Annotated in this window: 27 protein-coding genes; 19 read left to right on the top strand and 8 right to left on the bottom strand. The window is 53.7% G+C overall.

What is annotated here, in order from left to right:
- The first annotated feature begins 102 nt into the window (after positions 1-102).
- The 3 genes from ABLV08_RS23925 (at position 103) to ABLV08_RS23915 (ending at position 2,664) form a co-directional block, all read left to right on the top strand.
- Positions 103-969 carry an aldo/keto reductase family oxidoreductase gene (locus ABLV08_RS23925; protein WP_015369901.1) on the top strand — a complete coding sequence of 289 codons (867 nt, stop codon included), beginning with the start codon at positions 103-105 and terminating at the stop codon, positions 967-969.
- 400 nt (positions 970-1,369) lie between these two features.
- The gene (locus tag ABLV08_RS23920) at positions 1,370-2,074 is read left to right on the top strand and encodes a hypothetical protein (RefSeq protein WP_015369900.1); all 705 of its coding nucleotides are present in this window, start codon (positions 1,370-1,372) and stop codon (positions 2,072-2,074) included.
- Positions 2,074-2,664 (top strand): helix-turn-helix transcriptional regulator, encoded by a 591-nt coding sequence (locus ABLV08_RS23915; protein WP_015703343.1) that lies wholly within the window; start codon positions 2,074-2,076, stop codon positions 2,662-2,664. The genes ABLV08_RS23920 and ABLV08_RS23915 overlap by 1 nt, the downstream gene beginning before the upstream one ends.
- Before the next feature lie 21 nt (positions 2,665-2,685).
- Here the strand turns inward: ABLV08_RS23915 and ABLV08_RS23910 are convergent, their stop codons facing one another.
- Positions 2,686-3,387, bottom strand: a complete 702-nt coding sequence (locus tag ABLV08_RS23910) for a winged helix-turn-helix domain-containing protein (protein WP_015369898.1) — start codon at positions 3,385-3,387, stop codon at positions 2,686-2,688.
- Positions 3,388-3,408: 21 nt separating this feature from the next.
- Positions 3,409-3,726 carry an antibiotic biosynthesis monooxygenase gene (locus ABLV08_RS23905; RefSeq protein WP_015703344.1) on the bottom strand — a complete coding sequence of 106 codons (318 nt, stop codon included), beginning with the start codon at positions 3,724-3,726 and terminating at the stop codon, positions 3,409-3,411.
- 369 nt (positions 3,727-4,095) lie between these two features.
- Between ABLV08_RS23905 and ABLV08_RS23900 the strand changes: the two genes are divergently transcribed.
- Positions 4,096-4,308, top strand: coding sequence for a YdgH/BhsA/McbA-like domain containing protein (locus tag ABLV08_RS23900; RefSeq protein ID WP_015369896.1), 213 nt, complete (start codon positions 4,096-4,098; stop codon positions 4,306-4,308).
- Between the two features lie 112 nt (positions 4,309-4,420).
- On the opposite strand, the gene ABLV08_RS23895 is transcribed toward ABLV08_RS23900, so the two are convergent.
- The gene (locus ABLV08_RS23895) at positions 4,421-5,287 is read right to left on the bottom strand and encodes an EamA family transporter (protein ID WP_077202926.1); all 867 of its coding nucleotides are present in this window, start codon (positions 5,285-5,287) and stop codon (positions 4,421-4,423) included.
- 80 nt (positions 5,288-5,367) lie between these two features.
- On the opposite strand from ABLV08_RS23895, the gene ABLV08_RS23890 reads away from it, so the two are divergent.
- The 11 genes from ABLV08_RS23890 (at position 5,368) to ABLV08_RS23840 (ending at position 15,201) form a co-directional block, all read left to right on the top strand.
- On the top strand, positions 5,368-5,874 hold the full coding sequence (locus ABLV08_RS23890) for a MarR family transcriptional regulator (protein ID WP_015369894.1): 507 nt from the start codon (positions 5,368-5,370) through the stop codon (positions 5,872-5,874).
- 162 nt (positions 5,875-6,036) lie between these two features.
- Entirely contained in the window at positions 6,037-6,507 is a 471-nt protein-coding gene (locus ABLV08_RS23885; protein ID WP_348856321.1) for a MarR family transcriptional regulator, read from the top strand.
- 347 nt (positions 6,508-6,854) lie between these two features.
- Positions 6,855-8,000 (top strand): amidase family protein, encoded by a 1,146-nt coding sequence (locus tag ABLV08_RS23880; RefSeq protein ID WP_129243171.1) that lies wholly within the window; start codon positions 6,855-6,857, stop codon positions 7,998-8,000.
- A gap of 39 nt (positions 8,001-8,039) precedes the next feature.
- Positions 8,040-9,206 (top strand): acyl-CoA dehydrogenase family protein, encoded by a 1,167-nt coding sequence (locus ABLV08_RS23875; RefSeq protein WP_015369891.1) that lies wholly within the window; start codon positions 8,040-8,042, stop codon positions 9,204-9,206.
- A gap of 17 nt (positions 9,207-9,223) precedes the next feature.
- Positions 9,224-9,736, top strand: coding sequence for a nuclear transport factor 2 family protein (locus ABLV08_RS23870; protein ID WP_015369890.1), 513 nt, complete (start codon positions 9,224-9,226; stop codon positions 9,734-9,736).
- Positions 9,737-9,758: 22 nt separating this feature from the next.
- Complete coding sequence (locus tag ABLV08_RS23865; protein WP_015369889.1) at positions 9,759-11,063, top strand: aromatic ring-hydroxylating dioxygenase subunit alpha; 1,305 nt, start codon at positions 9,759-9,761, stop codon at positions 11,061-11,063.
- Entirely contained in the window at positions 11,063-11,542 is a 480-nt protein-coding gene (locus ABLV08_RS23860) for an aromatic-ring-hydroxylating dioxygenase subunit beta (RefSeq protein ID WP_348856319.1), read from the top strand. Before ABLV08_RS23865 ends, ABLV08_RS23860 begins: the two co-directional genes overlap by 1 nt.
- 7 nt (positions 11,543-11,549) lie before the next feature.
- A complete protein-coding gene (locus tag ABLV08_RS23855) occupies positions 11,550-12,290 on the top strand; it encodes an SDR family NAD(P)-dependent oxidoreductase (RefSeq protein ID WP_015369887.1) in 741 nt (246 codons plus the stop codon).
- 24 nt (positions 12,291-12,314) lie between these two features.
- The gene (locus ABLV08_RS23850; protein ID WP_020078018.1) at positions 12,315-13,283 is read left to right on the top strand and encodes a PDR/VanB family oxidoreductase; all 969 of its coding nucleotides are present in this window, start codon (positions 12,315-12,317) and stop codon (positions 13,281-13,283) included.
- An 11-nt stretch (positions 13,284-13,294) separates the two neighbouring features.
- Positions 13,295-13,789 carry a flavin reductase gene (locus tag ABLV08_RS23845; RefSeq protein ID WP_015703350.1) on the top strand — a complete coding sequence of 165 codons (495 nt, stop codon included), beginning with the start codon at positions 13,295-13,297 and terminating at the stop codon, positions 13,787-13,789.
- Between the two features lie 131 nt (positions 13,790-13,920).
- A complete protein-coding gene (locus tag ABLV08_RS23840) occupies positions 13,921-15,201 on the top strand; it encodes an MFS transporter (protein WP_045359475.1) in 1,281 nt (426 codons plus the stop codon).
- 43 nt (positions 15,202-15,244) lie between these two features.
- Here the strand turns inward: ABLV08_RS23840 and ABLV08_RS23835 are convergent, their stop codons facing one another.
- The 4 genes from ABLV08_RS23835 to ABLV08_RS23820 all read right to left on the bottom strand — a co-directional run bounded on the left by ABLV08_RS23835 (position 15,245) and on the right by ABLV08_RS23820 (position 20,057).
- Positions 15,245-15,766 (bottom strand): hypothetical protein, encoded by a 522-nt coding sequence (locus ABLV08_RS23835; protein WP_225317864.1) that lies wholly within the window; start codon positions 15,764-15,766, stop codon positions 15,245-15,247.
- A gap of 487 nt (positions 15,767-16,253) precedes the next feature.
- Positions 16,254-18,737 carry a fimbrial biogenesis outer membrane usher protein gene (locus tag ABLV08_RS23830; protein WP_047053710.1) on the bottom strand — a complete coding sequence of 828 codons (2,484 nt, stop codon included), beginning with the start codon at positions 18,735-18,737 and terminating at the stop codon, positions 16,254-16,256.
- A gap of 18 nt (positions 18,738-18,755) precedes the next feature.
- Entirely contained in the window at positions 18,756-19,439 is a 684-nt protein-coding gene (locus ABLV08_RS23825; RefSeq protein WP_015369880.1) for a fimbria/pilus periplasmic chaperone, read from the bottom strand.
- 51 nt (positions 19,440-19,490) lie between these two features.
- Positions 19,491-20,057, bottom strand: a complete 567-nt coding sequence (locus ABLV08_RS23820) for a fimbrial protein (protein ID WP_045363525.1) — start codon at positions 20,055-20,057, stop codon at positions 19,491-19,493.
- Positions 20,058-20,407: 350 nt separating this feature from the next.
- On the opposite strand from ABLV08_RS23820, the gene ABLV08_RS23815 reads away from it, so the two are divergent.
- On the top strand, positions 20,408-20,653 hold the full coding sequence (locus tag ABLV08_RS23815) for a hypothetical protein (protein ID WP_015369878.1): 246 nt from the start codon (positions 20,408-20,410) through the stop codon (positions 20,651-20,653).
- 33 nt (positions 20,654-20,686) lie between these two features.
- On the opposite strand, the gene ABLV08_RS23810 is transcribed toward ABLV08_RS23815, so the two are convergent.
- Complete coding sequence (locus ABLV08_RS23810; RefSeq protein WP_032706451.1) at positions 20,687-21,160, bottom strand: Lrp/AsnC family transcriptional regulator; 474 nt, start codon at positions 21,158-21,160, stop codon at positions 20,687-20,689.
- Positions 21,161-21,298: 138 nt separating this feature from the next.
- Between ABLV08_RS23810 and ABLV08_RS23805 the strand changes: the two genes are divergently transcribed.
- The 3 genes from ABLV08_RS23805 to ABLV08_RS23795 all read left to right on the top strand — a co-directional run bounded on the left by ABLV08_RS23805 (position 21,299) and on the right by ABLV08_RS23795 (position 23,350).
- Positions 21,299-21,910 (top strand): LysE family translocator, encoded by a 612-nt coding sequence (locus ABLV08_RS23805; RefSeq protein WP_348856318.1) that lies wholly within the window; start codon positions 21,299-21,301, stop codon positions 21,908-21,910.
- A 581-nt stretch (positions 21,911-22,491) separates the two neighbouring features.
- A complete protein-coding gene (locus ABLV08_RS23800; RefSeq protein ID WP_015369874.1) occupies positions 22,492-22,620 on the top strand; it encodes a hypothetical protein in 129 nt (42 codons plus the stop codon).
- Positions 22,621-22,744: 124 nt separating this feature from the next.
- On the top strand, positions 22,745-23,350 hold the full coding sequence (locus ABLV08_RS23795) for a tyrosine-type DNA invertase (RefSeq protein WP_015369873.1): 606 nt from the start codon (positions 22,745-22,747) through the stop codon (positions 23,348-23,350).
- Positions 23,351-23,361 lie beyond the last annotated feature (11 nt).

Below are 23,361 nucleotides of genomic sequence, written 5' to 3'. Positions count from 1 at the left end.
CCCCCCCTACCGCCTCGCCCCACGTTCTGCCAACATTCTCGCCCATCGCTTCTCCCTGACGGGATTACACTTACTCCTTGCCTATCATCGGAGGGAGTCATTATGTCCAGCGTAACATTATCCGGGGTCATGACCTTAGGCGACCGTCAGGTTTACCGGCTTGGATACGGCGCCATGCAGCTCGCCGGCCCCGGCGTGTTCGGGCCGCCAAAAGATCCCGACGCCGCCATTCGCGTTCTGCAAGAAGCCGTCGCCGCCGGGGTGAATCATATCGATACCTCAGATTTCTACGGCCCGCATATCACCAATCAGCTGATTCGTCAGGCGCTGCATCCCTATAGCGACGACTTGTGTATCGTCACCAAGGTCAGCGCCCGCCGCGATGAGAAAGGCAATTGGCTACCGGCGATGTCGCCGGCGGAACTCACCCAGGCCGTCGAAGATAACCTGCGTAACCTCGGCCTGGAGAGGCTGGAGGTGGTCAATCTGCGCAGCATGCTCGGCACCCACGGCCCGGTGGAGGGTTCGCTGGAGGAACCGCTAACGACCTTACTGGAACTAAAAGCCCGCGGTCTGATACGTCACATCGGTCTGAGTAACGTCACCGCCAGACAGGTTGCCGATGCGCAGAAGCTGACGCCCATCGTCTGCGTGCAAAACCAGTACAACATCGCTAACCGCGGTGACGACGCGTTAATCGACGCGCTGGCGCAGCAAAACATCGCCTACGTGCCGTTCTTCCCGCTGGGCGGTTTTACGCCGCTACAGGCGCAAGAGCTTAACGAGGTTGCCGCCATGCTCGACGCCACGCCGATGCAGGTGGCGCTGGCGTGGTTACTGCAGCGCTCGCCGAATATTTTGCTGATTCCGGGCACCTCATCGGTGGCGCATTTACGGGAAAATCTCGCCGCTGCAACGCTTACCCTCCCCGCCGGAGCACTGGCGAAGCTGGATAGCATCAGCGGTTGATGGCGTCAACTCCCCCCTTTACGGCGTTTGCCGTGAAGGGCTATCCCCTTAATATTAAGCTGGAATTAGGCCATCTCTGCTGGCACTATATATCCTACAAATCGGGTTATGCTGATTCCTCGTCGAGGAAATAACCTTATAAATTGCATTGAGTTACGTTATTTCTTAGGCCTCCTAATTGGGAGGCTGTTGTCGTTTGTATTGTTCCATGGTTTTTGTTAACACTCTTGATTACAGGAAAAAACAATATCGGCTTCGACGTTTATACAAATCAATTTGGCTACAAAGATAGTCAATATCATCGAACGTTCACAAAAACATCTGGTTAACATAATCAGTATGTCGCTATTGCTGTAAAAAAAATTAACTATGCACAGTAACGATTCAACAAGGATTACCCATGATAGAGGGAACGATAAAAACCAGTAAGTATGAAATCATTGCTATTTTCAGAGAGGAACAGAGAAAGCAAACAGAGATAGAAATTTTCTTTAATAACAAAAGCATCAGTACTCAGATTGCGCGTGTAGATTTTGCCGAATTCCATATCCAGAGCGATAGCAAAATCCCTGCGGGGAATAAATTCAAATTTATTCTGCATAGTGATTCAGGAAAGATCGAGTTCACCTCCCAGCGGCAGAAGAATTCCGCTGGCGGCGCGGAGAATAGCAATAAGGTGGCATTTGCGTTACCGGAATGCATCCAGGTTGTACAAAGACGACGAGATCCGCGATTTCGTTTACGCGATGAGAATGATTTCTTTTGTCATGGGCGCCATAAAAATGGCGAAAACTATGCTTTTGATATCAAAGATATTTCAGATGGTGGCTGCGCGCTGATTGCGCAAAGTCCAAATCTGAAATTCCTTGCCAACAACTCAACGCTGAAAAACGCCATTCTGTCTCTGGCTGAATATGGCGAAATCACCGTTGATCTGATTATCAAGAACGTGGCGATGGTCACGCTGGATAGCGAAGAAAAGAGTCCGGAAAACTACTATCAGATTTCCTGCCAGTTTAAGTTCCGCCGCAGCGATGACAGGAAGAAAATAGAAAAAACGCTGATCGATTTGATTCTGGAAGCCAAGCGTAAGAAGAGAGTTTAATGCCCTTGAACAATATCTTGCTGTACACTGACGACAATATCATTGGCCAATCTATTCATGATTATCTGAGCGATATTCACCAGGATATCACCCAGGCCAGTTATCAGGACATCGTGCAAGGGGGCGTCGCGCCCCTGGCTGAGACGGTGATCTTCAATATGATCCACAAGGATATATCCGCCGCCGATACGGTCGTATTACTCAACAAACTGCGCTTTCATTTCTCGCGCTGTACACTGTTGGTATTGATGGTAAAAAGCGATATCGCCAATCTGTGCCGGGAATTAATCGATCTGGAAAACCTGTTAATCCTGACGGAAAAATCTTCTTTAGACGCATTTTCGGCAATTACCAGAACGCAGGATGAAACTCCGCAGACCCGGTATTTGCGCACGCAGCGAAAGCTGACCGCCAGAGAGCTGCAGGTACTGGAACTTATTATCGCCTGCAATAACAACAAGCGAATTGCCTCGCTGCTGAATATCGATCATAAGACGGTACACAGCCACCGCATTCACATTATGAAAAAGCTGGGAATGAATAGCTCGCAGGTGATGCATAAGCAAATCGTCAATATGAATCACTGCTGAACGGCTATCCTGTCGCCGGGTCTACAGCGCCAGGCCAAAGTGCTGACGCAGCGCTCGCTTCCCAGGCTCGCTGATTGTCACTTCGCGATAGCCCGGGACCGGCATAAACCAACCTTTTTGCACGCCCCACTGCAGCAGGGCAGCGCCCGCGGCACCGCCCAGATGAAAACGGCGCTCGCTCCAGTCGAGGCAGGCGCAGCATACTTTGCGGCGGGATCCGCTATCGCACGTAATACCTAAGCGGGCGAAATGCGCCTCCCCCGCCGCGGTAAGCGCGGTGCCATTTGCCGTGAGCCACGCTTGCTGCTGCAGAAAATCATAGATGGCGACGGCCACTTCACCCGCCAGATGATCGTAGCAGGTACGCGCCATACGCAGCGTTCCCGGCGTTCGCGTGGTCAGCGGCACTGCGCTTTTGCCCGCCATGGTCATCATATTTTCCAGCAATCCGGCGACATCGCCGCCCGCCAGCCGATAGTAGCGATGTCGCCCTTGCGCCAGGCAGATCAGTAAGCGACTGTTGACCAGACGGCTAAGGTGAGCGCTGGCGGTCGACGGCGAAATATCCGCCGCGCCGGAGAGCTCAGTCGCCGTCCATGCCCGGCCATCCATTAGCGCGCAGAGTATTTTCACTCGTGAAGGGTCAGCCATCGCCGAGGCAACCGCCGCCATCGCGACGGCCAGCGCTTCGTCATCATCAATGACAACCGCAGGGTGCAACATACTGCCTCCGCTTAATATTGGTTACGCAGAATGCGAACTCTGCATCTGGTATTCACGCAATACCTGTGCCACGCGAATCTGATAATCAGCAAAGATAGACTCCCGCCCTTCCCGCTGCGCCGCCTGATGACAAATATTGTGCTTCCAGGCTGCAACCGACTGTTCGTCCCGCCACCACGACAGCGACAAAATCTTTCCCGGCGCACTGAGGCTTTGAAAACGCTCGATGGCGATAAAGCCGTCGATGGTTTCCAGCAGCGGTTTCAATTGTGCCGCCAGCGCGAGGTATCGTTCCTGCTGCGCTGGCGTGACCTGTGCTTCAAAGAGTACCGCAATCATGGTTTTTTCCTCCAGCAATGAATGAAGCCGCACTGTAGCGCGCCGATGGTTAGCAATGCTTCGCCAGCGGGCGAAGTATCGCGGTCACAACAAGCCAAAAAACCACCAAACCATTCACACAATCAATACCAGGCGAAATTCTGTTGAGGCTTAAACGCGGGTCAACGGAAATTAGCACTCTCGAAGATGAGATATAACATTCTGTTTTCAAAGTTTTTTTCAATAAAAATCCCATTTACAGTCATCAAACCGTCATAAAAATGTGATCTAAATCGCACTTTTTGCAACGTACGTTATAGTTAGCGGACTTATTATAAACCCATCGAAAGCACAACGCTTTCCACCATAAAAGTTAAAAGGATAAACACCATGAAAAACGTAAAATTACTTGCTGCTGCTGGTATGCTGTCTCTGGTTTCTTTCGCAAGCTTCGCGGCTCACCCGGTGAGCGTGACCTCTGATACCCTGGACAACGCAGAAGCAAAAATCGCTGCTATCGCTAAAGATCAGGGCGCCTCTTACCACATTACCGAAGCCTATACCGGTAATCAGGTACACATGACGGCGGAACTGTCTAAATAACCGAATGGTCGCAGAGGGAGCTGCCGGACAGGTCGTCTCAGGACGGCTGGTCTGGCTCCCGCCACGTAAAAAAACACGGCAATGTCGAGCCCCTTTATGGGGCTTTTTCACGTCAACGTTTCGCCAGCGCGCGCTGAATAGAGAGCACACTCGCCAGTACCACAATAAGGCCCGCCAGGGCCATCCCCTCAATTTTCTGCCCGAGAAAGATCCATCCCAGCAGTACCGCCGTCACCGGACTTAGCAGGCTCATTGCCGATACCGCCACCGGCGACAATCGGCTGATACCGCGGAACCATAATCCATACGCCAGCATCGCTCCGGCCACACACAGCCAGACATAACCTGCCGCCTGTAATGGGGTGATGTTGAGCAACGGCGGGTCCACCAGCAGCGCGATGGGCAGTAACACGATCCCGCCTATCAACAATTGCCAGCCGGTCATCGCCACAACCGGCAACGATAGCGCCCAGCGCCGCGACAGCCAGGTGCCCAGCGCCATACTGACGGCGCCAAGAAAAGCGGCGCCGATACCTAACGAATCCAGCACCGTGCGCGGAGAAAGCAGCAACATCGCCATACCGATGATCCCGGCGCAGGCGGAAACCACCGCCAGCCACGGCGAACGCTGGCGATCCACGCACCAGGCCAGCAGCATCACCAGCAGCGGCTGAATCGCGCCGATCACCGCCGCCAGCCCGCCGGGCAAGCGGTAGGCGGCGATAAACAGCAGCGCCTGAAAGGCGCCGATATTTAATATTCCGGTAATGATCAGCTTCCACCACTCACGGCGCTGCGGAAACTGGCGGCTCCACAGTAACAACGCAATCCCGGCGGGCAACACGCGCAACAGCGCGGCGATAAAAGGACGGTCCGGCGGCAAGAATTGCGAAGTGACGATATAAGTGGTTCCCCAGATGGCGGGAGCCAGCGCGGTCAGCAGCAGATCGACCGTCAGATGACGAGTAAAAAAGGCCATGATTTTATCTTCATATCAAGTTAAATTGTGCAGCAAGTATGTATCGATAAATATCTTGACATCAAGACAAGTGAGCACGCATGGACAAATTACCGCCAACGGATGCCGTTGACCGCATTCTCGCCCAATGGCAGCGCGAGCGCCCGGATCTGGATTGCAGCCCAATGGGGCCGATTGGCCGCCTCAAGCGCTGCGCCATGCTGCTGGAGCCGCGGGTGGAGGCGGCGTTTGTTAAACATGGGCTGGTACGTTGGGAGTTCGACATGCTGGCGACGCTACGCCGCGCCGGCGAGCCATTCGTGCTGTCGCCGACCCAGCTCTTTTCGACACTGATGATTACCTCCGGCACGATGACCCATCGCCTCAAGGCGCTGGAAAAACGAGGGTTGATTACCCGCTTAGCAAATCCTCAGGATGCCCGCAGCATGCTGGTCGCGTTAACGCCAGAGGGACGAGCGCTGATCGATGAGGCGGTTGCCACCCACGTGGCGAATGAGCAACAACTGCTGGCGGGGCTTTCCGCCCCCCAACTTCAGCAGTTAGACGAAGCGCTACGGGTATTTATGCGTCTGCTGGAGAATGAGTGACCTCCGGCGACAGGCGGTTGCTACGATGAACAACGCGCGGCTAACAAAGAGGCCATCCTCCCGGCATCATAGCGCATGGTTTTCGCAGTACTGCGTTTTGCAATAACCGCTAAATGCGCATACCATCTGCACATTCTATCGTCGTCAGGCAAGGAGATGCTTGTGGATAAGACTCACTCTTCGACCCCGCCAGAGAGCCACGAAAGCCGCTTTCATAAAGAAGAGTTCCCCTTCTTCTGGGTGGTTAACGTTTACGCCCGTTATACCCAATTAATGGAAATCGAGCTCAAAAAAATCGACATCGACCTTTCCCGCTTCCGCGTACTGATGCTGGTGCACCAATACCACCGCGCCAGTATTTCGCGGATCACCGAATATGCCGTTAGTAAGATGCCGACGGTGACCAAAATTGTTGGCCGTCTGCGCGATGATGGCCTGCTCACGACCCACGTTAGCGTCAGCGATGGCCGGGTCACCGTAGCGGAACTCACCGCCGCCGGTGAAGCCAAGGTTGCCGAAGCCCGGGCATTAGCGGAAACCGTGTTTGCTAAAGCCTTCAAGGGCGTCACCCCGGCGCAGGAAAAAAAGATGAATCAGGTGCTGGCGCTCATTCTGCACAACCTCGATGACTGATCCTCTGCGAAAATAACCATTTACTATAAATGGTTATTCATTTTGTTTTGCCCTCCCCTGCGTTTTTCGCACACTTTTTTATCATTTTTTTAACTTATATTTTTCATTTATTTTTGTGACGCCCTTCAAGAGATTAAAATTTAAACACCAATGTTTAATGATTTAAATCAATGAGTTAAAAAACAACCTCTCTTTCATAGCATCATCTTATCGTCAATTACGATGTAAAAAACAGGTGACAAATTACTTGAAATTTCAAGTTTTACTGACAAGATTACCTCAAACGCCAGCGGGTCGTTTTTTAGTCATTTTGCGCGGTAATTATCCCCCTCACGGAGATGTGAAACATGGTTACTGAACATCGTACAGAGGCAGAAAAAGCAGAATCCGGGTTTATCTCGCGCTTCACCCTTGGCGAAGGCGAGCTGACGTTTGCGGTTAAAGACAGTCTCGATATTGCCGGTTTTCCGACCCGCGCCGGCAGCCCGGTATTGCAGGATGCGCCTCCTGCCGTTCGCCATGCCGCCGTAGTCGAGGCGCTGCTGGATAACGGCTGCCAGCTGCGCGGCAAAACCACCCTACACGAGCTGGCCTTTGGCGTCACCGGCATCAACCCGCATAGCGGTACGCCGCGCAATCCGCATTATCCGCAGTTAATCCCCGGCGGTTCGTCCAGCGGCTCCGCCGCCGTGGTCGCGGCCGGTGAAGTCGACTTCGCCGTCGGCACCGATACCGGCGGCTCGGTGCGAATGCCCGCGGCCTGCTGCGGCGTGGCTGGCCTGAAGCCGAGCTTTGGCCGTCTGAGCCGCGCTGGCGTCATGCCGACGGAAAGTTCGCTCGACTGCGTCGGCCTGTTCGCCCGCGATATCGCCACATTGCGTCAGGCGCTGGCAAAAGCGCTGGGGGAATCAGCGCCTCCTGCGCGCCGGGCAGCTCCCGCGATAAGTTATCTGGCGGGCACGGCAACGCCGGAAATTGAGCAACTGATCGTCTCACGTCTGCAGCAGGCGGGGCTGGCATGGACTCGCGCTGAACTACCGGGGTTCAACGAGGCGCATCAGGCCGGGCTTACGGTGATAAGCCAGGAAAACTGGCTGGCGTTTCACAGCATCATCAACGCGCCGAACCTGGCGCCGGACGTCGCCCAGCGGATCCGCGCCGGCGCGGAGATCGGCCCTCAGCAGCGGCAGGCTGCGGAAAGCGTGCGTCAGCAATTTAGCGCCGCGGTGGATGCCCAACTGGCGAAAACCCCGCTGATTCTGCTGCCGACCCTGCCGGAATGCCCGCCAACGCTGGAAGAAGCGGCGGATCCGCTCAAGGTGGTCAACCTGACTCGCCTGGTGCGCCCATTTAATTTAAGCGGCCACCCGGCCCTGAGCCTTCCGCTTGGCGAAATTAATCATCGCCCGGTGGCTCTGCAATTAGTCGCCAATAAAAATAAAGAGTTTGATTTACTTAATTACGCTGAATATTTGCTGGAAAAATTAAAATAATAAAACCGTACTTTCATTAACTGGAAGAGGCTAAATCGCATGTTAAACCCCTCTGCAACTTCGCGTGCGGAAAAGACCCTGCACGCCACGACAATAGAGTTTGCCGAATTACTCGCAGATATTAAAAAGCGCAGCGAGGAGTTCGAGCAGCAGAAATATATCCCGGCGGATATTATTTCCCGCTTTAAAAAGATCGGTGTTTATCGCGCGCTGGTGCCAAAACGCTACGGCGGCGATGAAATATCACCTGCGGAGTTTTGTCAGTTAATTGAAACGCTCTCAACGGCGGACGGATCTGCCGGCTGGGTGGCGAGTTTCGGCATGAATCCGTTTTATCTTGGCGGCCTGCCGCCGAGCAGTCTCGATGAGCTTTACCGCCACGGGCCGGATATTGTCTTTGCCGGCGGGATCTTCCCGCCGCAAAAAGCGACGACTCAGGATGGCGGCTACCGCGTCAGCGGGCGCTGGAGCTTCGCCAGCGGCTGCAGCGGCGCCGAACTTATCGGCGTGGGCATTCTGACCGATGACGGCAGCGATCGTCCGCTGCCGCGCATCGCGGTGCTACCCGCCGGGGAGTTCACCATCGATCCGGTCTGGAATACGGTCGGCCTCTCCGGTACCGGCAGCCATGACGTAGTGCTGAATAATGCCTTCGTGCCGCAGGAATGGACCTTTATTCGCGGCGGCGAACTTAACCTCGAAGGCCCTCTGTATCGCTATCCGGTACTGTCGCTGGCTACTCAGGTGCTGTCGGTGGTCGCACTGGGTATCGCCCGCGCGGCGTTATCGGAAATTTACGCCATTGCCGAACGCCAGAGCTCGGTCACCGGCGCGCCGTGCCTGGCGGATCGCCAATTCGCGCAGATGGAAATCGCTCACTGCGAAGCGGATCTTCGTTCGGCGCGCTGCTGGTTCTACGACGCCATCGACGATGTCTGGCAAGCGATTCTGCGCGGCGATGAACCGGGAGAAGAGCGGATTAACGCCATGCGCCTCTCTTCCACCCACATTACCCGCGTCTCTGCTTCGGTTACCACCCGCGCGCTGAAACTGGCCGGGATGCCGGGCATATCGATGCGCAGCCCGCTTCAGCGCTATGCCCGCGACTCCATGGTCATCACCCAGCACGCCTTTATGGGCGAGCTGACATACATCAACGCCGGCAATATGTTCTTCGGCCACTCGCCGCAGCCAGGCTATTTATGAGTTATACGGAGCCGGCAATGAATGAAGAAATGCTGCAACGCCTGGAAAAGCTGGAAGCCGTAGTGCAAATCCGAAACGCCATCAGCCAGTATATGCATCTCTGTGATGACCTGACGCATCCGGATACCGCCCGGCAAATTGGCGCGCTATTTAGCGAAACGGCTATTTGGGAAGGTATCGGCGAATTATATCAACACAAGCTCGGGCGCCACTGCGGCAGAGCGGCGATCGTCGGGATGATGAACGCTTATATTAGCGAGCCGTCACACTTCGCCATCAACGTACATTATTTAACGGCCGAGCATATTCGCGTCGACGAAAATAACCGCGCGGTCGGCCGCTGGAAAATGCTGCAAGCTTCAACGTTTCGCCGCGGCGGCTCGCATTTAAATAGCGCGGAGCTCGTCATTGAATTTATTAAACAAGATCAACAGTGGTTAATTCATCATTTTACCACCCGTAATTTATTTAGCCGCCCGGTAGATGACTGGCATTCGCTCGCCGATTTACCGGTGCCTGATGATCATTAAAAGAGATATGTGGAGAGTGACAATGTCTGAATGTATTCCGGTAAAAAATATCGATACCAGCCATACCGCCGAAACGCTGGCGGCACTGGTGCAAAGCGACCGGGTCCATACCTGTCTCTATACTTCCGAGGAAATTTTCGACCTCGAAATCGACAACATTTTTAACCGTACCTGGGTATGGGTCGCCCACGAGAGCGAAATCCCTGACGCCGGCAGCTATAAATCCTCGATGGTGGGTACCCAACCGGTGATCGTCGTGCGCGATCGCAAAGGCAATATCAACGTGCTGCTCAACCGCTGCCGCCACCGCGCCGCCACCGTCTGCGAACATCGCAGCGGGAAAACGAACGGTTTTACCTGCCCGTATCACGGCTGGGGCTATGGCCTCGACGGCGCGCTGCGCGGGGTACCGCATCCAGAGAGCTACGGCGATACGCTGAACAAATCTGAGCTCGGCATGGTGCGCCTGCGCGTTGAAAGCTACGCCGGAATGATTTTCGCCAGCTTCAACCACGACATTGAGCCACTGACCGACTTCCTCGGCCCGGCGATGAAATGGATGGATCTGTTCATGAAACAGGGGGCTGGCTACGCGCTGCAGGCCACCACCGCGCACCGTTTTCGCTTTCCCGGCAACTGGAAAATCCAGCTGGAAAATACCACCGACGGCTATCACTTCCCGATCGTTCATAAGTCGTTTTTAAGCTCGGTCGATAAACAGACCGAAGAGATGCTCAACTTCGTCGACGGCAAAGGTTTCGTGGAAGATCTCGGCAATGGCCACAGCGTGATGGTGATGATCCCCGAGCTTATCGATCTGGAAGCCAATCTCGATGCGCCAATCCCGGAACGCTTTAGCGAGCTGGCCCAGGCCCTGCGCGAGGAAGGCCACGACGAGCAGCAGGTGCGGCGCATCGTACGCGCGGTCGGCGGTAGCGGTTTTAACCTTAACCTGTTCCCCAATGTCGCCTGTTCAATGGCCTTCTTCCGCGTGCTGCAGCCGATATCGGTAAAAGAGACGGAAATTCATCACATGGTGCTGACCATGAAAGATGGCCCGGCGATCGCCAACCAGGCGCGCCTGCGGCTGCACGAACACTTCCAGGGGCCGATGGGCTTCGGCACCCCCGATGATTCAGAGGCCTGGGAGCGGGTGCAGCGCGGCGGCGGCGCGGGCGACGATCTGTGGATCATGCTCAACCGCGGCCTGCCCGGCGAAGTCCGCACCGCCGACGGCCTGCGCAGCGACGTCAGCGCCGAAACCGGCATGCGCGCCGCCTATCAACAATGGAAAAAGTACATGACCGCTGATAACCGGGGGCAATAATGAACACACCACCTATCCTCAACGCCGCCATTCAGTTTATTAACCTGGAAGCGGACCTGCTCGATCAAGGCGAATTCCGTGAATGGCTGGCGCTGTGGCGCGCTGAGGGAATGTACATCATTCCCATCGATCAGCAGACCACCGATTTCGCCAACGTGCTCAACTACGCCTACGACAACCACGAGATGCGGGAAAAACGCGTGCAGCGTTTATACAGCGGCGAATCGATCTCCACCACCCCGCGCGCGCGCACTATCCGCATGAGCGGCCGTTATCGCCTGCTCAGCGCCAGCGATAAGGTCGTCGAAGTACGCTGCGCCCAATTCCTTTACGAGTACCGCAAGGGCAATGAACAGCACTACGCCGCTGACGTCACCTGGATGCTGGCGCCGGAGGGCGACAGTTTCCGCATCCTGCAAAAGGTCGTACGCCTGATTAACGGCGACGATTACCTGCATAGCATTGGCTACATCCTGTGAGGACTTTATGACACGTAGCGTACTTATTACCGGCGCGGCCAACGGCCTCGGGCTGGTTATCAGCCGCCATCTCTGGCAACAGGGCTATCAGGTGGCGATGGCCGACCTCAATCTCGATACGGTCACCCGCAGCGCGCAGGAGATCGATCCCAGCCAGCAGCGGCTGCTGCCGCTGGCGCTGGATATTCGCCAGCCGCAACAGTTCAGCGACGCGCTGACGCAGATCCGCGCACGTTTCGGCGAACTCGATGTGCTGGTCAACAACGCCGCCTTAACCCTGACCACGCCGATCATGGAGATCGACGTAGAAGAATTCGATCGCGTCACCAGTACCAACCTGCGCGGTACCTTCGTCGGCTGCCAGACCATCGGCCGCTATTTCAGCCAGCGCCAGCAGGGCAGCATTATTAACCTCGCGTCGCTGGCCGGGCAAAACGGCGGTACCGCCTCCGGCGCCCACTATGCAGCCTCCAAGGGCGGCATTATTACGCTGACCAAAGTCTTCGCCCGCGCCCTGAGCAACGCCGGGGTGAGCGTCAACGCGATTGCGCCGGGGCCGCTGGATCTACCTTCCGTTCGCGCCGCGGTGCCGGAAGAGAAAATGCCGGCGCTGCTGGAGATGATCCCGATGAAGCGGCTTGGCGATCCGCTGCTGGTCGCCCGCGCGGTAGAACTGCTGGCGGCGCCCTCCGCCACCTTTATCACCGGCGCGACCTGGGATATCAACGGCGGCATTTATATGCGTTAAGCCCTTCGCGGGTGGAGAAAAACTATGGCTGAAACATTGACGGTACGCGTCACAGAACGCGAAATTCAGGGAGCCGAGGTGGTAGTCCTGACGCTGGCCTCGCCGGACGGCGCTCCCCTGCCCTCGTTTAGCGCCGGGGCGCATATCGATTTGCATCTTGGCGATGGCATCGTGCGCCAGTATTCGCTGTGCGGCAGCGCCCATCACCCGCAGCGTTATCGGTTGGGGATCCTCAAAGATCGCGCCTCGCGCGGCGGTTCGCTGGCGGCGCATGCTTTACAGCCCGGCGACGAGGTGCAAATTAGCCACCCGCGCAACCTGTTCGCGCTGGAGATGTCGGCGCCTCATAGCATTCTGATCGGCGGCGGCATTGGCATCACGCCGATGCTGGCGATGGCAGATACGCTATTTCGCGCCGGGAAATCCTTCGAAGTGCACTACTGCGGCCACAGCCGTGAGGGAATGGCGTTTCTGGCCGAACTGGCGGATTGCCACTTTAGCGCTCAGGTTCAGCTGCATATCAGCGATGAAAACGGCAGGCTCCGCCCTCAGGAACTCCTGACGCCTCACGCCGCCGCCGGCCACCTGTACGTTTGCGGCCCGGAAGGTTTTATGGCGTGGATTAACGAAACGGCTCAGGGGTGCGGTTTCAGCGCGGATCGGCTGCATCAGGAGTATTTCAACCGCGAGGTAGAAACCAGCGGCGGCAGCTTTGAGGTTGCGGTTCCGGAACTCAATCTGAGCGTCACCGTCGGTGAAAACGAGACCATCGTCGCCGCGCTGCAAAAGGCCGGCATCAAAGTGAAAGTCTCCTGCCAACAGGGCGTCTGCGGCACCTGCCTCGCCAACGTTTGCAGCGGCGAACCTGACCACCGCGACGAGTATTTAACCGAAGAAGAACGCGAAGATAACGACCAGATCCTGCTGTGCTGTTCGCGGGCCAAAACCCCGCGGCTGGTTATTGAAGGCTTCGAATACGTCAAACTGAAATAACGGGTATTACTATGAACCTGACATCTGATTTTCGTAATGCCATGGCGCAACTGGGCAGCGCGATCACCATCATTACCACCGATGGCCCGGCGGGCCGCTTCGGCTTTACCGCCTCGGCGGTGTGTAGCGTGACGGATTCGCCGCCGACGCTGCTGGTATGCATGAACCGCTCGTCCTTCGCACACGGCAAATTCCAGCACAACGGCGTGCTGTGCGTTAACGTGCTCTCCGGACAGCATCAGCAATTGTCCGGGATTTTCGCCAACGGCCAAATCCGCTCTGAAGAACGCTTCCTGCACGACGAATGGCTGGCGCTGGAGACCGGTTCGCCGGCGCTGGCTTCCGCCGTGGCGAACTGCGACTGCGTCATTGCCGACAGCCATGAAGTGGGCAGCCACAGCGTATTTTATTGCGAGGTCAAACAGATCCGCTTCGGCAACCCCAGCGACGGGCTGGTCTGGTTTAATCGCCAGTTCCATACCCTTAGCATGGCGTCGTGCCGTTAAGTTTCATCATAACCATAAAAACCCTGCCGACCCATCGCCCGGCGCCAGCAGGCGCCGCCTGATTCACCTGCACTGGAGTTAACCTTATGTCTGGAGCTGTGAGCGGTACAACGGTCCCCCCGGCGCAACCTATGCGCAAATTAATCATCGGGTCTTTTCTCGGCAACTCGCTGGAATGGTACGATTTTTTCCTGTATGGCACCGCGGCGGCGCTGGTCTTCGGGCCGCTGTTTTTCCCGGCCACGAATGACCCGCTGCTCGGTTCATTTTTAGCCTTTTCCGGCTTCGCCATCGGCTTTATCGCCCGCCCCCTCGGCGGCGTGATATTCGGCCATCTCGGCGATCGCTACAGTCGCAAAATGACGCTTATCATCACCCTGACGCTGATGGGCGCCAGTACGTTCTTAATTGGTCTGCTGCCAACCTACGCCCATATCGGCGTATTGGCGCCAATCGCCTTGATTACGCTGCGCTTTGTGCAGGGCGTGGCTTCCGGCGGCGAATGGGGCGGCGGGGTGTTGATGCTGAGCGAAAATGCGCCGGAAAGCCAGAAAGGGTACTACACCGCCTGGAGCCAGGTGGGGGTCTGCGGCGGGTTTGTTCTTTCTTCGCTGGCATTCTATCTGGTGCAGCTGCTGCCGCAGGAAGAGGTGATGTCGTGGGCGTGGCGTATTCCATTTTTGCTCAGCCTTTTTATCTTTCTGGTGGGCGTCTATATTCGCCGTAACATCCAGGAAAACGCGGAATTCGTGGCGCGCAAAGCAGAAAACGACAGCAAAAATGAGGCCCATCATTTACCGGTGCTCAGCGCCTTCAAAAATCATCCACGAGCGATATTACAGGCTATCGGCCTGCGGCTGGCGGAAAACGGCGCGGTGTATATCTTCTTCACGTTTTCAGTGGTCTATTGCAAACATATCGGCATCGACACCCGCGACCTGATCGCGGCGGTCACCATCGCCATGACGGTGGAGATCGCCACGATTCTCGGCTGGGGATGGCTTTCCGATCGCATTGGCCGTAAGCGGCTTTACTATATCGGCGTGATAGGCATGGCGCTGGTCGCCTTCCCCTTCTTCTGGCTGCTGAATATGCACACCTTCCCGGCGATGCTGCTCGCCATGCTGTTGGCATTGCCATTGTGTCATGGCGCGATGATTGCCGCGCAGCCGTGTCTGATGGTGGATCTGTTTCCGGTGGAGGTACGCTACACCGGGCTGGCGCTGGGGCATGAGATTGGGGCGGTGATTTCCGGTGGTATTAGCCCGATGCTGGCGGTAGCTTTTTTAATGATGTGGGATAGCTATATCCCCATTGCGCTGATGCTGCTGGCCTTTGCGCTATTGGCGCTGGTAGCGCTGATAAGTATTCGCCAGCCGCAGCCGCGACCTGAAGCGGTCGCGACCACCTAACCCAGGCATGCCGCGCGTAAAGGAAGGCGCGCGGCGCGGACGGCTAGTTATTGTTGATGACGATAATAACCCGGCTTTTAATCGTGCCGCCGCGGATATTCTCGCCATATTTCATCGGCTTGATTTGCAGATAGATCGGGTTGCTATCGCCATGTCGGGCATCCTCACTGGAGTGGTAGAGGAAACCGCTACCGTACTGGAGTTCCGCGCCCTGGCTATCGCGCAGATGAAAACCGACTTCGCCGGCGCCGGTGGCGGCATCCTGCTCGTCATTCTTCAATATTTTGCTGGTGCCGGCAAAGCCGGAGGCGGCGACAAAGTAGTAATCAATTTTACCCGGCGTCAGTTCAAATACCGCCGACTCGTCCCGGCTACAGTCGATATCAACGCGTTCCAGGCGATATTGCGCTTTGTCTTCTTTAATATCGAAGTAGCTGTAATCGCCCATATTAATGAGGCGGTTCGGGACGTTAAAACCACAGGTCATGATATTTACCTGCAGGGTGACGTTAAAGGTGTAATTGATGTTAACGTTATGACATTCATTATTCTTACAATATTTCAAAACTATACCGTAACGCATCTGGAAAGGCACACCGGGAGTAACACGCTGCCCGTTAGCGCTACCTTCTTTAATCTCATAGCGTATGCCGACCAAACTATTAAACATATCTGCCAAATTATATACTTGGTTTTCAACAATTTTTCCGTTTCCCAACGATTCCATTTTTGTCTGGTCGAAGGAGAAATTAATCTCATAGATCTTACTGCCTACTTCAACATAGTAGGAGGTTTGTGGTGGCGATTGCAGACTGACCGAGACCGTAATATTTGAGTTACTGGGGCAGCGAAAGCTGAATGCGTTAGCCTGAAGTGAACTATCACGTAAATTGAGCTCCCCGTTGGCAGCCAGCGGTTTAAAAGTGTAGTTGCCGCTAGCCTCAATCGACGCCGGAGGGATGCTCGGCGTTAATTCACAGTTCCCCGCCCGCGCTAAAAAAGAGCATAAGCTTAATACCAGCAAAATTATCCATTTCATGAAAATCGTCCTTTTAGCGGCAGACATAGGTCTTACCTTCATCAATGGTATGTTTAAATGTAATGGTGCAGTAATGGCCCTGCTGCTTATCGACCGCGATGGTAATCGACGGCGGAACGTTATCGGTGCGGATATACAGCATGCTGCCCTGGCCGACGACGCCGACATTCTGTCCGTCGTTATCTTCAATTTCATAGCCAAATTTCAGCGGCGTACCGTCCGGGCGTTCGGCGTGAATAAGCCAGGGTTGACGCTGGTCGGTATCGAAACGCGCCAGCACCACCGCGCCGCGGTACGGAGCCACCGCTTTCCGGTTGCCAATCAACTCGGTTTTGCTCTGCGTATTGGCGGTATTCAGCAGCAACGAACTTTCGCGATAGGGCAAGACATGGTCGAAAATGACCGTTCCCTGCGCGTTGGTGGTGCGATATTTCTGACCATTGACGTAAGCATTTTCCAGACCCGGCGCCTGAATAATGGCGAAGGTTTCCGATAGCTGGTTAGCGAAATTGACGCCGCCGGACCAGGCCACCACCCCGCCAGACAGGCTGCCGCTGGCCTGGGTATATTTCGACGACTGGCTGTAGCTGCCGCTCAGCGTCGCCAGCGGCGCGTTCCAGGTAAGGTTGCCGCCGGCGGTGGTTTCATGGTTTTGCTGCTGCCGGCTTAGGTTCACGCCATAGTCAAACTGGTCGCGCTGGCCGCCCGTACCGCTGATGCCGGTGTTATTGGAGGCAAAACCGTCGTTATCGAAGGTCGTCGAATTCGACAGCGTCAGGCGACGCGCCAGCACGCTATCGCTCTCTCCCCAGATCAGCGGAATCGAAATGAAGAGGTTAAAGCGCTTATCTTCATGATGATCCTCGTCATAGGTCTGGCTGGCCGAAATGGTCCAGGAAACCCGCTGCCAGTTATTGGTGTAACTCAGTTGATAATCTTTATTACTGCCGCTTTTTCCCCAGTAATCACGCCATAAAGCACTCAGTGAGAAAGACCCTAATCCTTCCGGCAGCGACTGGCTAATATTGGCGGATAAGCTATTTTTACGGCCAAAATCATAACGGTAATAATCATCAATGTTGTAAACGTCATTATCATCATGGTGATAACTATTACGGTTCTTCGCCCAGACATGATCGTTAAAGGTGCGATAGTCGCTGGTTGAATAGCGATAAGCCGCCATACCGAAGCGCGTTTTAGTCTGGGTGAGGTATTTGTTGTAGGCAATCTGATAACTTTGCCCTTCAAAAGTACCGTTATCCTGATCGCTGCGCGCCCAGGTACCGTCAACGGACACCGCGCCGAGATGGGTATTCCACCCGGTTCCCATAGTAAAAGCCTGATAGTCGGTACCGAGCATGGTACCGCCATACAGGGTCAGCAGATTGTTCAGGCCATATTGATAGCTGGCCTGCATAAAGTCTTCCTGATTGCTGGCGCCTTCAATATGGCTGCGCCCGGCGGCAATGTCATATTTAGACACCCCCGGCTGCAACATATTGGGTACCGAGGAATAAGGCACCAGGTAGGTGGTTACCGAGCCGTCGGCTTCCCGGATAGTGACATCGAGATCCGCCCCGCCGCCGGCGAGTTGTAAATCGGCAATCGCAAATGGCCCCGGCGGCACCTCTTTCTGATAGACGGTGAAGCCGTTCTGCTCGATGGTTACCAGCGCGTTGCTCTGGGCAATCCCCTGCACGATTGGCGTAAAGTTCTGTTTTGAGTTTGGCAACATTTGCATGTCGCGGAACAGACGAACGCCGCGAAAGCGTACCGCATCGAAAATATCCGCTGAGGTATACATGTCGCCCGCGCGCAAGGTGCCTAAAATCGGCGCAAAGCTGCGCTCCAGATACAGGGTGTTGCTTTTCCAGTCGCCGCCGCCGCTATCGGCTTTACTGTAGGTGGCATCAGAGTGCAACTGCCAGCTCAACAGGTTCAGCCCGCTGTTGAAGCGGGCGTAAGTGCTTTTGTTATTGCCACTATCTTTATAGTCGCTGTAATACTGGCTCAGATAATAAGAGGTATAGAGCGCGTTAACGCCTCGGTCCCAACTTTCCGGCGCGACGTAGCCGCGCTCAAGATCCAGAACGTAGGCCTGCGGAATTTCTAAATCAAGCTGAAAAATATTGATATTAAACGTATAACTGCCGCTCCGCACCGCGGATTTAAGCGTCATGCACTGGTTATCTTTTGCCAACGGCGCGCTATCCGCTTTGATTCCCAACTGATGTAATAATGCCGATGACAGGCAGGTATCATCCGGATTACTGGCGACTACGATTGGATATTTACCACGCCATTGTTTATTGACGTAAATATCTAATTCATATTCACCGGGCAGTGGTTGATTATCCGCAAAGTGAAAGCTTGATGATTTTTCACCTTTCATTCCGCCGATCATGAAATTGGTATCAAAAGTCTCTTCAGCGGCCTGCAGCTGACCGGATAATAAAACCAACAATATCATTGAGGAAAGCGGCGTCATCCTTAACATGGCCAACTCCATTATTTATTATTTTACATTGAGCCTGTCGCTAATAAAGTTTCCATTATCATCAATCATCGTTAGCGAATACTGGCGGGCGAGATTATTTTTTAAAAAGACATCCTGACTGGATAACGGCGCAAGCATAACGCTGCGCTCATTGACTTTAACGTTACTGAGTTTAATTTCAGTAATCGTCAACCAATTTGCCGAACCATTGGCAATATGCAGAGCGTTTTTGCGCGAAGATAACGAAATACTTTTAAACGTATCTTTATTTACCGCCGCGATACCTTTAGGGCGATAAAAAAGCTTAATGCGGTTTTGCATGGCAAACCGCAGCGTATTCGCCCCCTCACTTCCTGGTGTATTCGGAGGAATATCGAGTACGTTGAGATAAAACAGCGACTCTTTGTTCGCCGGAAGTTTGTTGGCTAACTTTTTAATTCGCAGCTGCTGACCGGAGTTACCCGTTATGCGCGCCACCGGCGGCGACAGCAGGAAAGGCACGTTGATTTTTTCCGGCGGCAATGAAGTATTGCCATCGTCAATCCACGACTGCACCAGTGAAGAGCGGGCGCCATGATTCATCAACTGTACGACCACTTCTTGTTTCTCAGCCGGATAAACCACCCGGGTACCGAAAATCACCACTCCGGCATGCGCGGGCTGCATAGCGATAAATAAACCTGCTAATAAAATCCGTTTCATAGCACCACACCCTTAGCACAATAATAGCCGGCGAAGCGCCGGCACAGTTCCTTACTCCGCAGAGACGGCAATCGTTAACACCGAGCGGACTTCACCGGCGGTTACCGGTGTGGCGGCATTAATTCGGGCGTATTGCGCCGAAAAGTTCATTTGATAAACACCATTGCCCAAAGAAGTCACCGCACCCGGCAAATTATTGACGTCATATATGGTATTTTCATTAATATCCGCGGATCCGAGTCTTAATTTAAAACCGACACCATTAGCAGACGTTGTAGTTGCGATAGGATTAAGTACGCCGCCGGTAGTATAGGTCCCGCCGCTAATATCAATCGATTTCAATACCGTGCCTTCCGGGCAAACGATAGTTAATGGATCGCTACTGGTAGCGAAATTGCCGGATAAGACTTCACCGGCTGACATGCCGGCAAAACGGGTAGCGTCAACATCAGCCAGTTGAATCGTACTGCTATAATCGGTTTCAAAACGACAGGAAGAATTAATAACATTACCAATAATAACTAACTCGCCCTGCTCTTCACTTGGCGCCGCGGCAAAAGCATTAACACTCATCAGCACGGTTGAAAATACTGCAGCAGCAATAACTGAACGCTTCATATAATATTCCTTTTATTAACAATTCCATTTAACTTCGCGGGGACTGAGAAAAATCTCACGCCGCGAGCATCGCACGGCCAAATATCCGCCACAACCGGATGAATAAGGAACGTTGATAAAAATCAAGGCAAATACTTAAAGCGACTGAGCCCTGATGCTATATTCGTAATCTCTTTAGCGTAATAAGCTAAAATACGTAGCAACGAGAATAATAAAATGAGAACTTGCCGGGCTTGTTTAATAATAAACTAAAAAAAAGAGAGTTCAGCACATTTTGTATCGATTTACATAAGATTACGAACCACAATTATAACCTTCCGTGATTTATTTTTATATTTAAGGTTCCGACAATGAAAAAAATAATCCTGCCTCTGCTTACCGCCGCCCTGTTGCTGCCGACCCTCACCGCGCACGCCACCTACCGCGCGGAAAAACGCCAGGATGCTCGCGATATCCGTCAGGATGCGCGCCAGAGTGGACGTGAAGAAAAACGTGAATGCGTGAGAAATGACGATAAGAGCAATATGCGCTGTCGCGAAGATAAGCGTGAAAATCGGCGCGAAGGCCGCCGCGACGCGCGTGATGAAAAGTGGTAATTCGCCATTCTACAATGCCCTGGCAGCAGGGCATTAGCGGGAAGCGTTTAACGTCTCCAGGGGGAAAGGGCGATCCTGCACCACGGTTTTCATCACCAGCGTCGAGCGTAAATGCTGCACGCCGGGCATCGCCGACAGTTTGTCATCATAGAGTTTCTGAAACGCAGGAAGATCCCGGGTGACGACGTGCATCAGATAGTCCGGATCGCCAAACAATCGTTGCGCCAGCACAACCTGCGGGATCTCCGCCACCGCCTCCTCAAAAGCGCTGACCGCTTTTTTATCGCCCTCTTTTAACGTGGCGAAAACGATAGCCAGAAAATTGAACCCCATTTTTCCCGGGTCGAGATTGGCGCGATAGCCGGTGATCACCCCCTCTTGCTCCAGCGCTCGTAGTCGCCGGTGGCAGGGAGAGAGGCTCAAATTCACCCGCTCCGCCAGTTCAGTTATCGACAGACGACCATCGGCCTGCAGCTCAGCAAGAATTTTTCGATCTATGCTATCCATTTGGAAGATTTTCTCTTTTATCGCCGGATTATGACATAACATTGAAAGCTCATTTCGCTTCTATGTCGATATTCTTTCTCACACGATAACCTAATTTTGCGAGTGTGTGATGTCTAATATCGTTGTGGAGCGTTGCTGATGGAAATAAGCCTGATCGCCAGCTTCTGGATAGTCTCGTTCCTGTTGATTATTACCCCCGGTGCTGACTGGGCCTATGCCATCAGCGCCGGTATCAACGGCCGTCGCGTCGTTCCGGCGGTGATGGGGCTGATGTCAGGACATCTGCTGGCAACGATTATCGTCGTCGCCGGCGTCGGGGTGTTAATCGCCGGTCATCCACTGGCGCTATCGGCGATCACCCTGGCGGGCGCGGCCTATTTATTGTGGCTCGGGGTCATGATATTACGCCATCCGGCGGCGCCGGGCGCGGCGCAACAATCGGCTGGCAGCTGGAATGCGTGGGCGGTGAAGGGACTATGCATTAGCGGCCTTAATCCAAAAGTCTTTCTGTTGTTCCTCGCCCTGCTGCCGCAGTTTACCGATCCGCACGGCAGTTGGCCGCTGGCGCTGCAGATGTCGGCGCTGGGTGCGATGCACCTGATGACCTGTACGCTAATTTATCTGTTGGTCGGCTATGGGTCGCGGGCGGTACTGGCGGCCCGCCCACAGTCGGCGAAAGGAGTGAGCATGGTTTCAGGGCTTATCATGATTGCCATTGCGATTATCCTGTTTTACCAGCAGTTAAGATAATTCGTAAGCCGTGGCGCTTACTGGGGAAGTTGATTAGCGCCATACGGCTTCATCAACAAATATAATCCGGGCTCTCTGGTCACTATTACGTTGTTGAGCCTGACAAGCCCGGGCAGTTATTTTCTGATACAAACAGAGATAAATTTCCTATAAATCATAAGCGGTTACAGCAGAAATTGCGCTTCGCAATAACTTCTTAAAGCTTCCTAAAAACTCCGATTAAGTCTCTCATTAACTGATTACGCGAGCGGAAAATTCCGACTGCTCGATAATAAGTAAAATCTCTCTTTGAAACGTCTGCACATTTATTAACGCTATTCTCTCTACGATTTTTGCAGTATGGTTTAATCGCTGTTGTAGTGTTGCGGTGAATGCTATCAGGTGTCTTACGCTATTTTGTATGGCAAAACATTTACGCAACGCCAACCTGTTTATTGAGGCAATTATCCTCATGGATAACGGTTTGCAGCGTTATCCAGCCAGGACTCAGTTTATCAACCGGTAGTCTATGACCTTGCTGTAAGCGCGCATACTCAAGAGGAGAAAGGATGAACAGGACGTGTAAACCTCCAGGAAAACCGATGTACATCAAATGCCTGAGCGCTTCGCATCAGGAATTCGCCTGCGTACAGCTTGCGGGCGATGAAGCCACTTCATTATATCCACAGGATTTCGCGCAGCTTTGCCGCGATAAAGTCCTTGTTACCTGAGGGATAGTAAAAGCGATCCGCATCATGCTTATTCATAAAATGCGCAACCTATCTTCGGATCCTGTAATAGGCCAGCCAGAGCCTATGGGATAGTAATGTACGCCTGCAAAAGAAAGGGAACATAATGAAGAATAATAGTGACATTAAAAAAAGGAACTTCCTGACTCAGAATGAAATCGAGTCATTACTCAATGCTGCCAATAGCGGACCTCATGCAGCTCGTAATTATTGCCTGACATTACTTTGTTTTATTCATGGCTTTCGTGCCAGCGAAATTTGTCGCCTGCGAATTTCAGATATTGACTTGCGTTCAAAATGTATTTACATCCATCGATTAAAAAAAGGTTTCTCAACCACTCATCCATTGCTGAATAAAGAGATCCAGGCGCTAAAGCGCTGGCTGGATATTCGTGATGAATATCCACAATCCACCAGCGAGTGGTTATTTTTATCGCGTAAGGGTAATCCTCTGTCGCGCCAACAGTTTTACCAGATCATTTCCGCCTCCGGCGATCAGGCAGGATTACCGCTGGAAATTCACCCGCACATGTTACGCCACTCCTGCGGCTTTGCGCTGGCTAATATGGGCATTGATACGCGACTTATCCAGGATTATCTCGGCCACCGCAACATTCGCCATACCGTCTGGTACACGGCCAGTAACGCCGGGCGCTTTTATGGTATCTGGGATAATTCCCGCGAGAAGCAAAGAATCTCGCTTTTCCAGTAAGGTAGCCTTAC

This window comes from Klebsiella sp. CN_Kp088, from assembly GCF_040064335.1.
Lineage (GTDB): Bacteria > Pseudomonadota > Gammaproteobacteria > Enterobacterales > Enterobacteriaceae > Klebsiella > Klebsiella aerogenes.
This window is presented reverse-complemented; position numbering and strand designations above follow the sequence as displayed.

Bases quoted from the DNA above. Each gene is read 5' to 3' on its own strand.
- ABLV08_RS23925 (WP_015369901.1), top strand. From the start codon at position 103: ATGTCCAGCGTAACATTATCCGGGGTCATGACCTTAGGCGACCGTCAG.
- ABLV08_RS23920 (WP_015369900.1), top strand. From the start codon at position 1,370: ATGATAGAGGGAACGATAAAAACCAGTAAGTATGAAATCATTGCTATT.
- ABLV08_RS23915 (WP_015703343.1), top strand. From the start codon at position 2,074: ATGCCCTTGAACAATATCTTGCTGTACACTGACGACAATATCATTGGC.
- ABLV08_RS23910 (WP_015369898.1), bottom strand. From the start codon at position 3,387: ATGTTGCACCCTGCGGTTGTCATTGATGATGACGAAGCGCTGGCCGTC.
- ABLV08_RS23905 (WP_015703344.1), bottom strand. From the start codon at position 3,726: ATGATTGCGGTACTCTTTGAAGCACAGGTCACGCCAGCGCAGCAGGAA.
- ABLV08_RS23900 (WP_015369896.1), top strand. From the start codon at position 4,096: ATGAAAAACGTAAAATTACTTGCTGCTGCTGGTATGCTGTCTCTGGTT.
- ABLV08_RS23895 (WP_077202926.1), bottom strand. From the start codon at position 5,287: ATGGCCTTTTTTACTCGTCATCTGACGGTCGATCTGCTGCTGACCGCG.
- ABLV08_RS23890 (WP_015369894.1), top strand. From the start codon at position 5,368: ATGGACAAATTACCGCCAACGGATGCCGTTGACCGCATTCTCGCCCAA.
- ABLV08_RS23880 (WP_129243171.1), top strand. From the start codon at position 6,855: ATGGTTACTGAACATCGTACAGAGGCAGAAAAAGCAGAATCCGGGTTT.
- ABLV08_RS23875 (WP_015369891.1), top strand. From the start codon at position 8,040: ATGTTAAACCCCTCTGCAACTTCGCGTGCGGAAAAGACCCTGCACGCC.
- ABLV08_RS23870 (WP_015369890.1), top strand. From the start codon at position 9,224: ATGAATGAAGAAATGCTGCAACGCCTGGAAAAGCTGGAAGCCGTAGTG.
- ABLV08_RS23865 (WP_015369889.1), top strand. From the start codon at position 9,759: ATGTCTGAATGTATTCCGGTAAAAAATATCGATACCAGCCATACCGCC.
- ABLV08_RS23860 (WP_348856319.1), top strand. From the start codon at position 11,063: ATGAACACACCACCTATCCTCAACGCCGCCATTCAGTTTATTAACCTG.
- ABLV08_RS23855 (WP_015369887.1), top strand. From the start codon at position 11,550: ATGACACGTAGCGTACTTATTACCGGCGCGGCCAACGGCCTCGGGCTG.
- ABLV08_RS23850 (WP_020078018.1), top strand. From the start codon at position 12,315: ATGGCTGAAACATTGACGGTACGCGTCACAGAACGCGAAATTCAGGGA.
- ABLV08_RS23845 (WP_015703350.1), top strand. From the start codon at position 13,295: ATGAACCTGACATCTGATTTTCGTAATGCCATGGCGCAACTGGGCAGC.
- ABLV08_RS23840 (WP_045359475.1), top strand. From the start codon at position 13,921: ATGCGCAAATTAATCATCGGGTCTTTTCTCGGCAACTCGCTGGAATGG.
- ABLV08_RS23830 (WP_047053710.1), bottom strand. From the start codon at position 18,737: ATGTTAAGGATGACGCCGCTTTCCTCAATGATATTGTTGGTTTTATTA.
- ABLV08_RS23825 (WP_015369880.1), bottom strand. From the start codon at position 19,439: ATGAAACGGATTTTATTAGCAGGTTTATTTATCGCTATGCAGCCCGCG.
- ABLV08_RS23820 (WP_045363525.1), bottom strand. From the start codon at position 20,057: ATGAAGCGTTCAGTTATTGCTGCTGCAGTATTTTCAACCGTGCTGATG.
- ABLV08_RS23815 (WP_015369878.1), top strand. From the start codon at position 20,408: ATGAAAAAAATAATCCTGCCTCTGCTTACCGCCGCCCTGTTGCTGCCG.
- ABLV08_RS23810 (WP_032706451.1), bottom strand. From the start codon at position 21,160: ATGGATAGCATAGATCGAAAAATTCTTGCTGAGCTGCAGGCCGATGGT.
- ABLV08_RS23805 (WP_348856318.1), top strand. From the start codon at position 21,299: ATGGAAATAAGCCTGATCGCCAGCTTCTGGATAGTCTCGTTCCTGTTG.
- ABLV08_RS23800 (WP_015369874.1), top strand. From the start codon at position 22,492: ATGTACATCAAATGCCTGAGCGCTTCGCATCAGGAATTCGCCTGCGTA.
- ABLV08_RS23795 (WP_015369873.1), top strand. From the start codon at position 22,745: ATGAAGAATAATAGTGACATTAAAAAAAGGAACTTCCTGACTCAGAAT.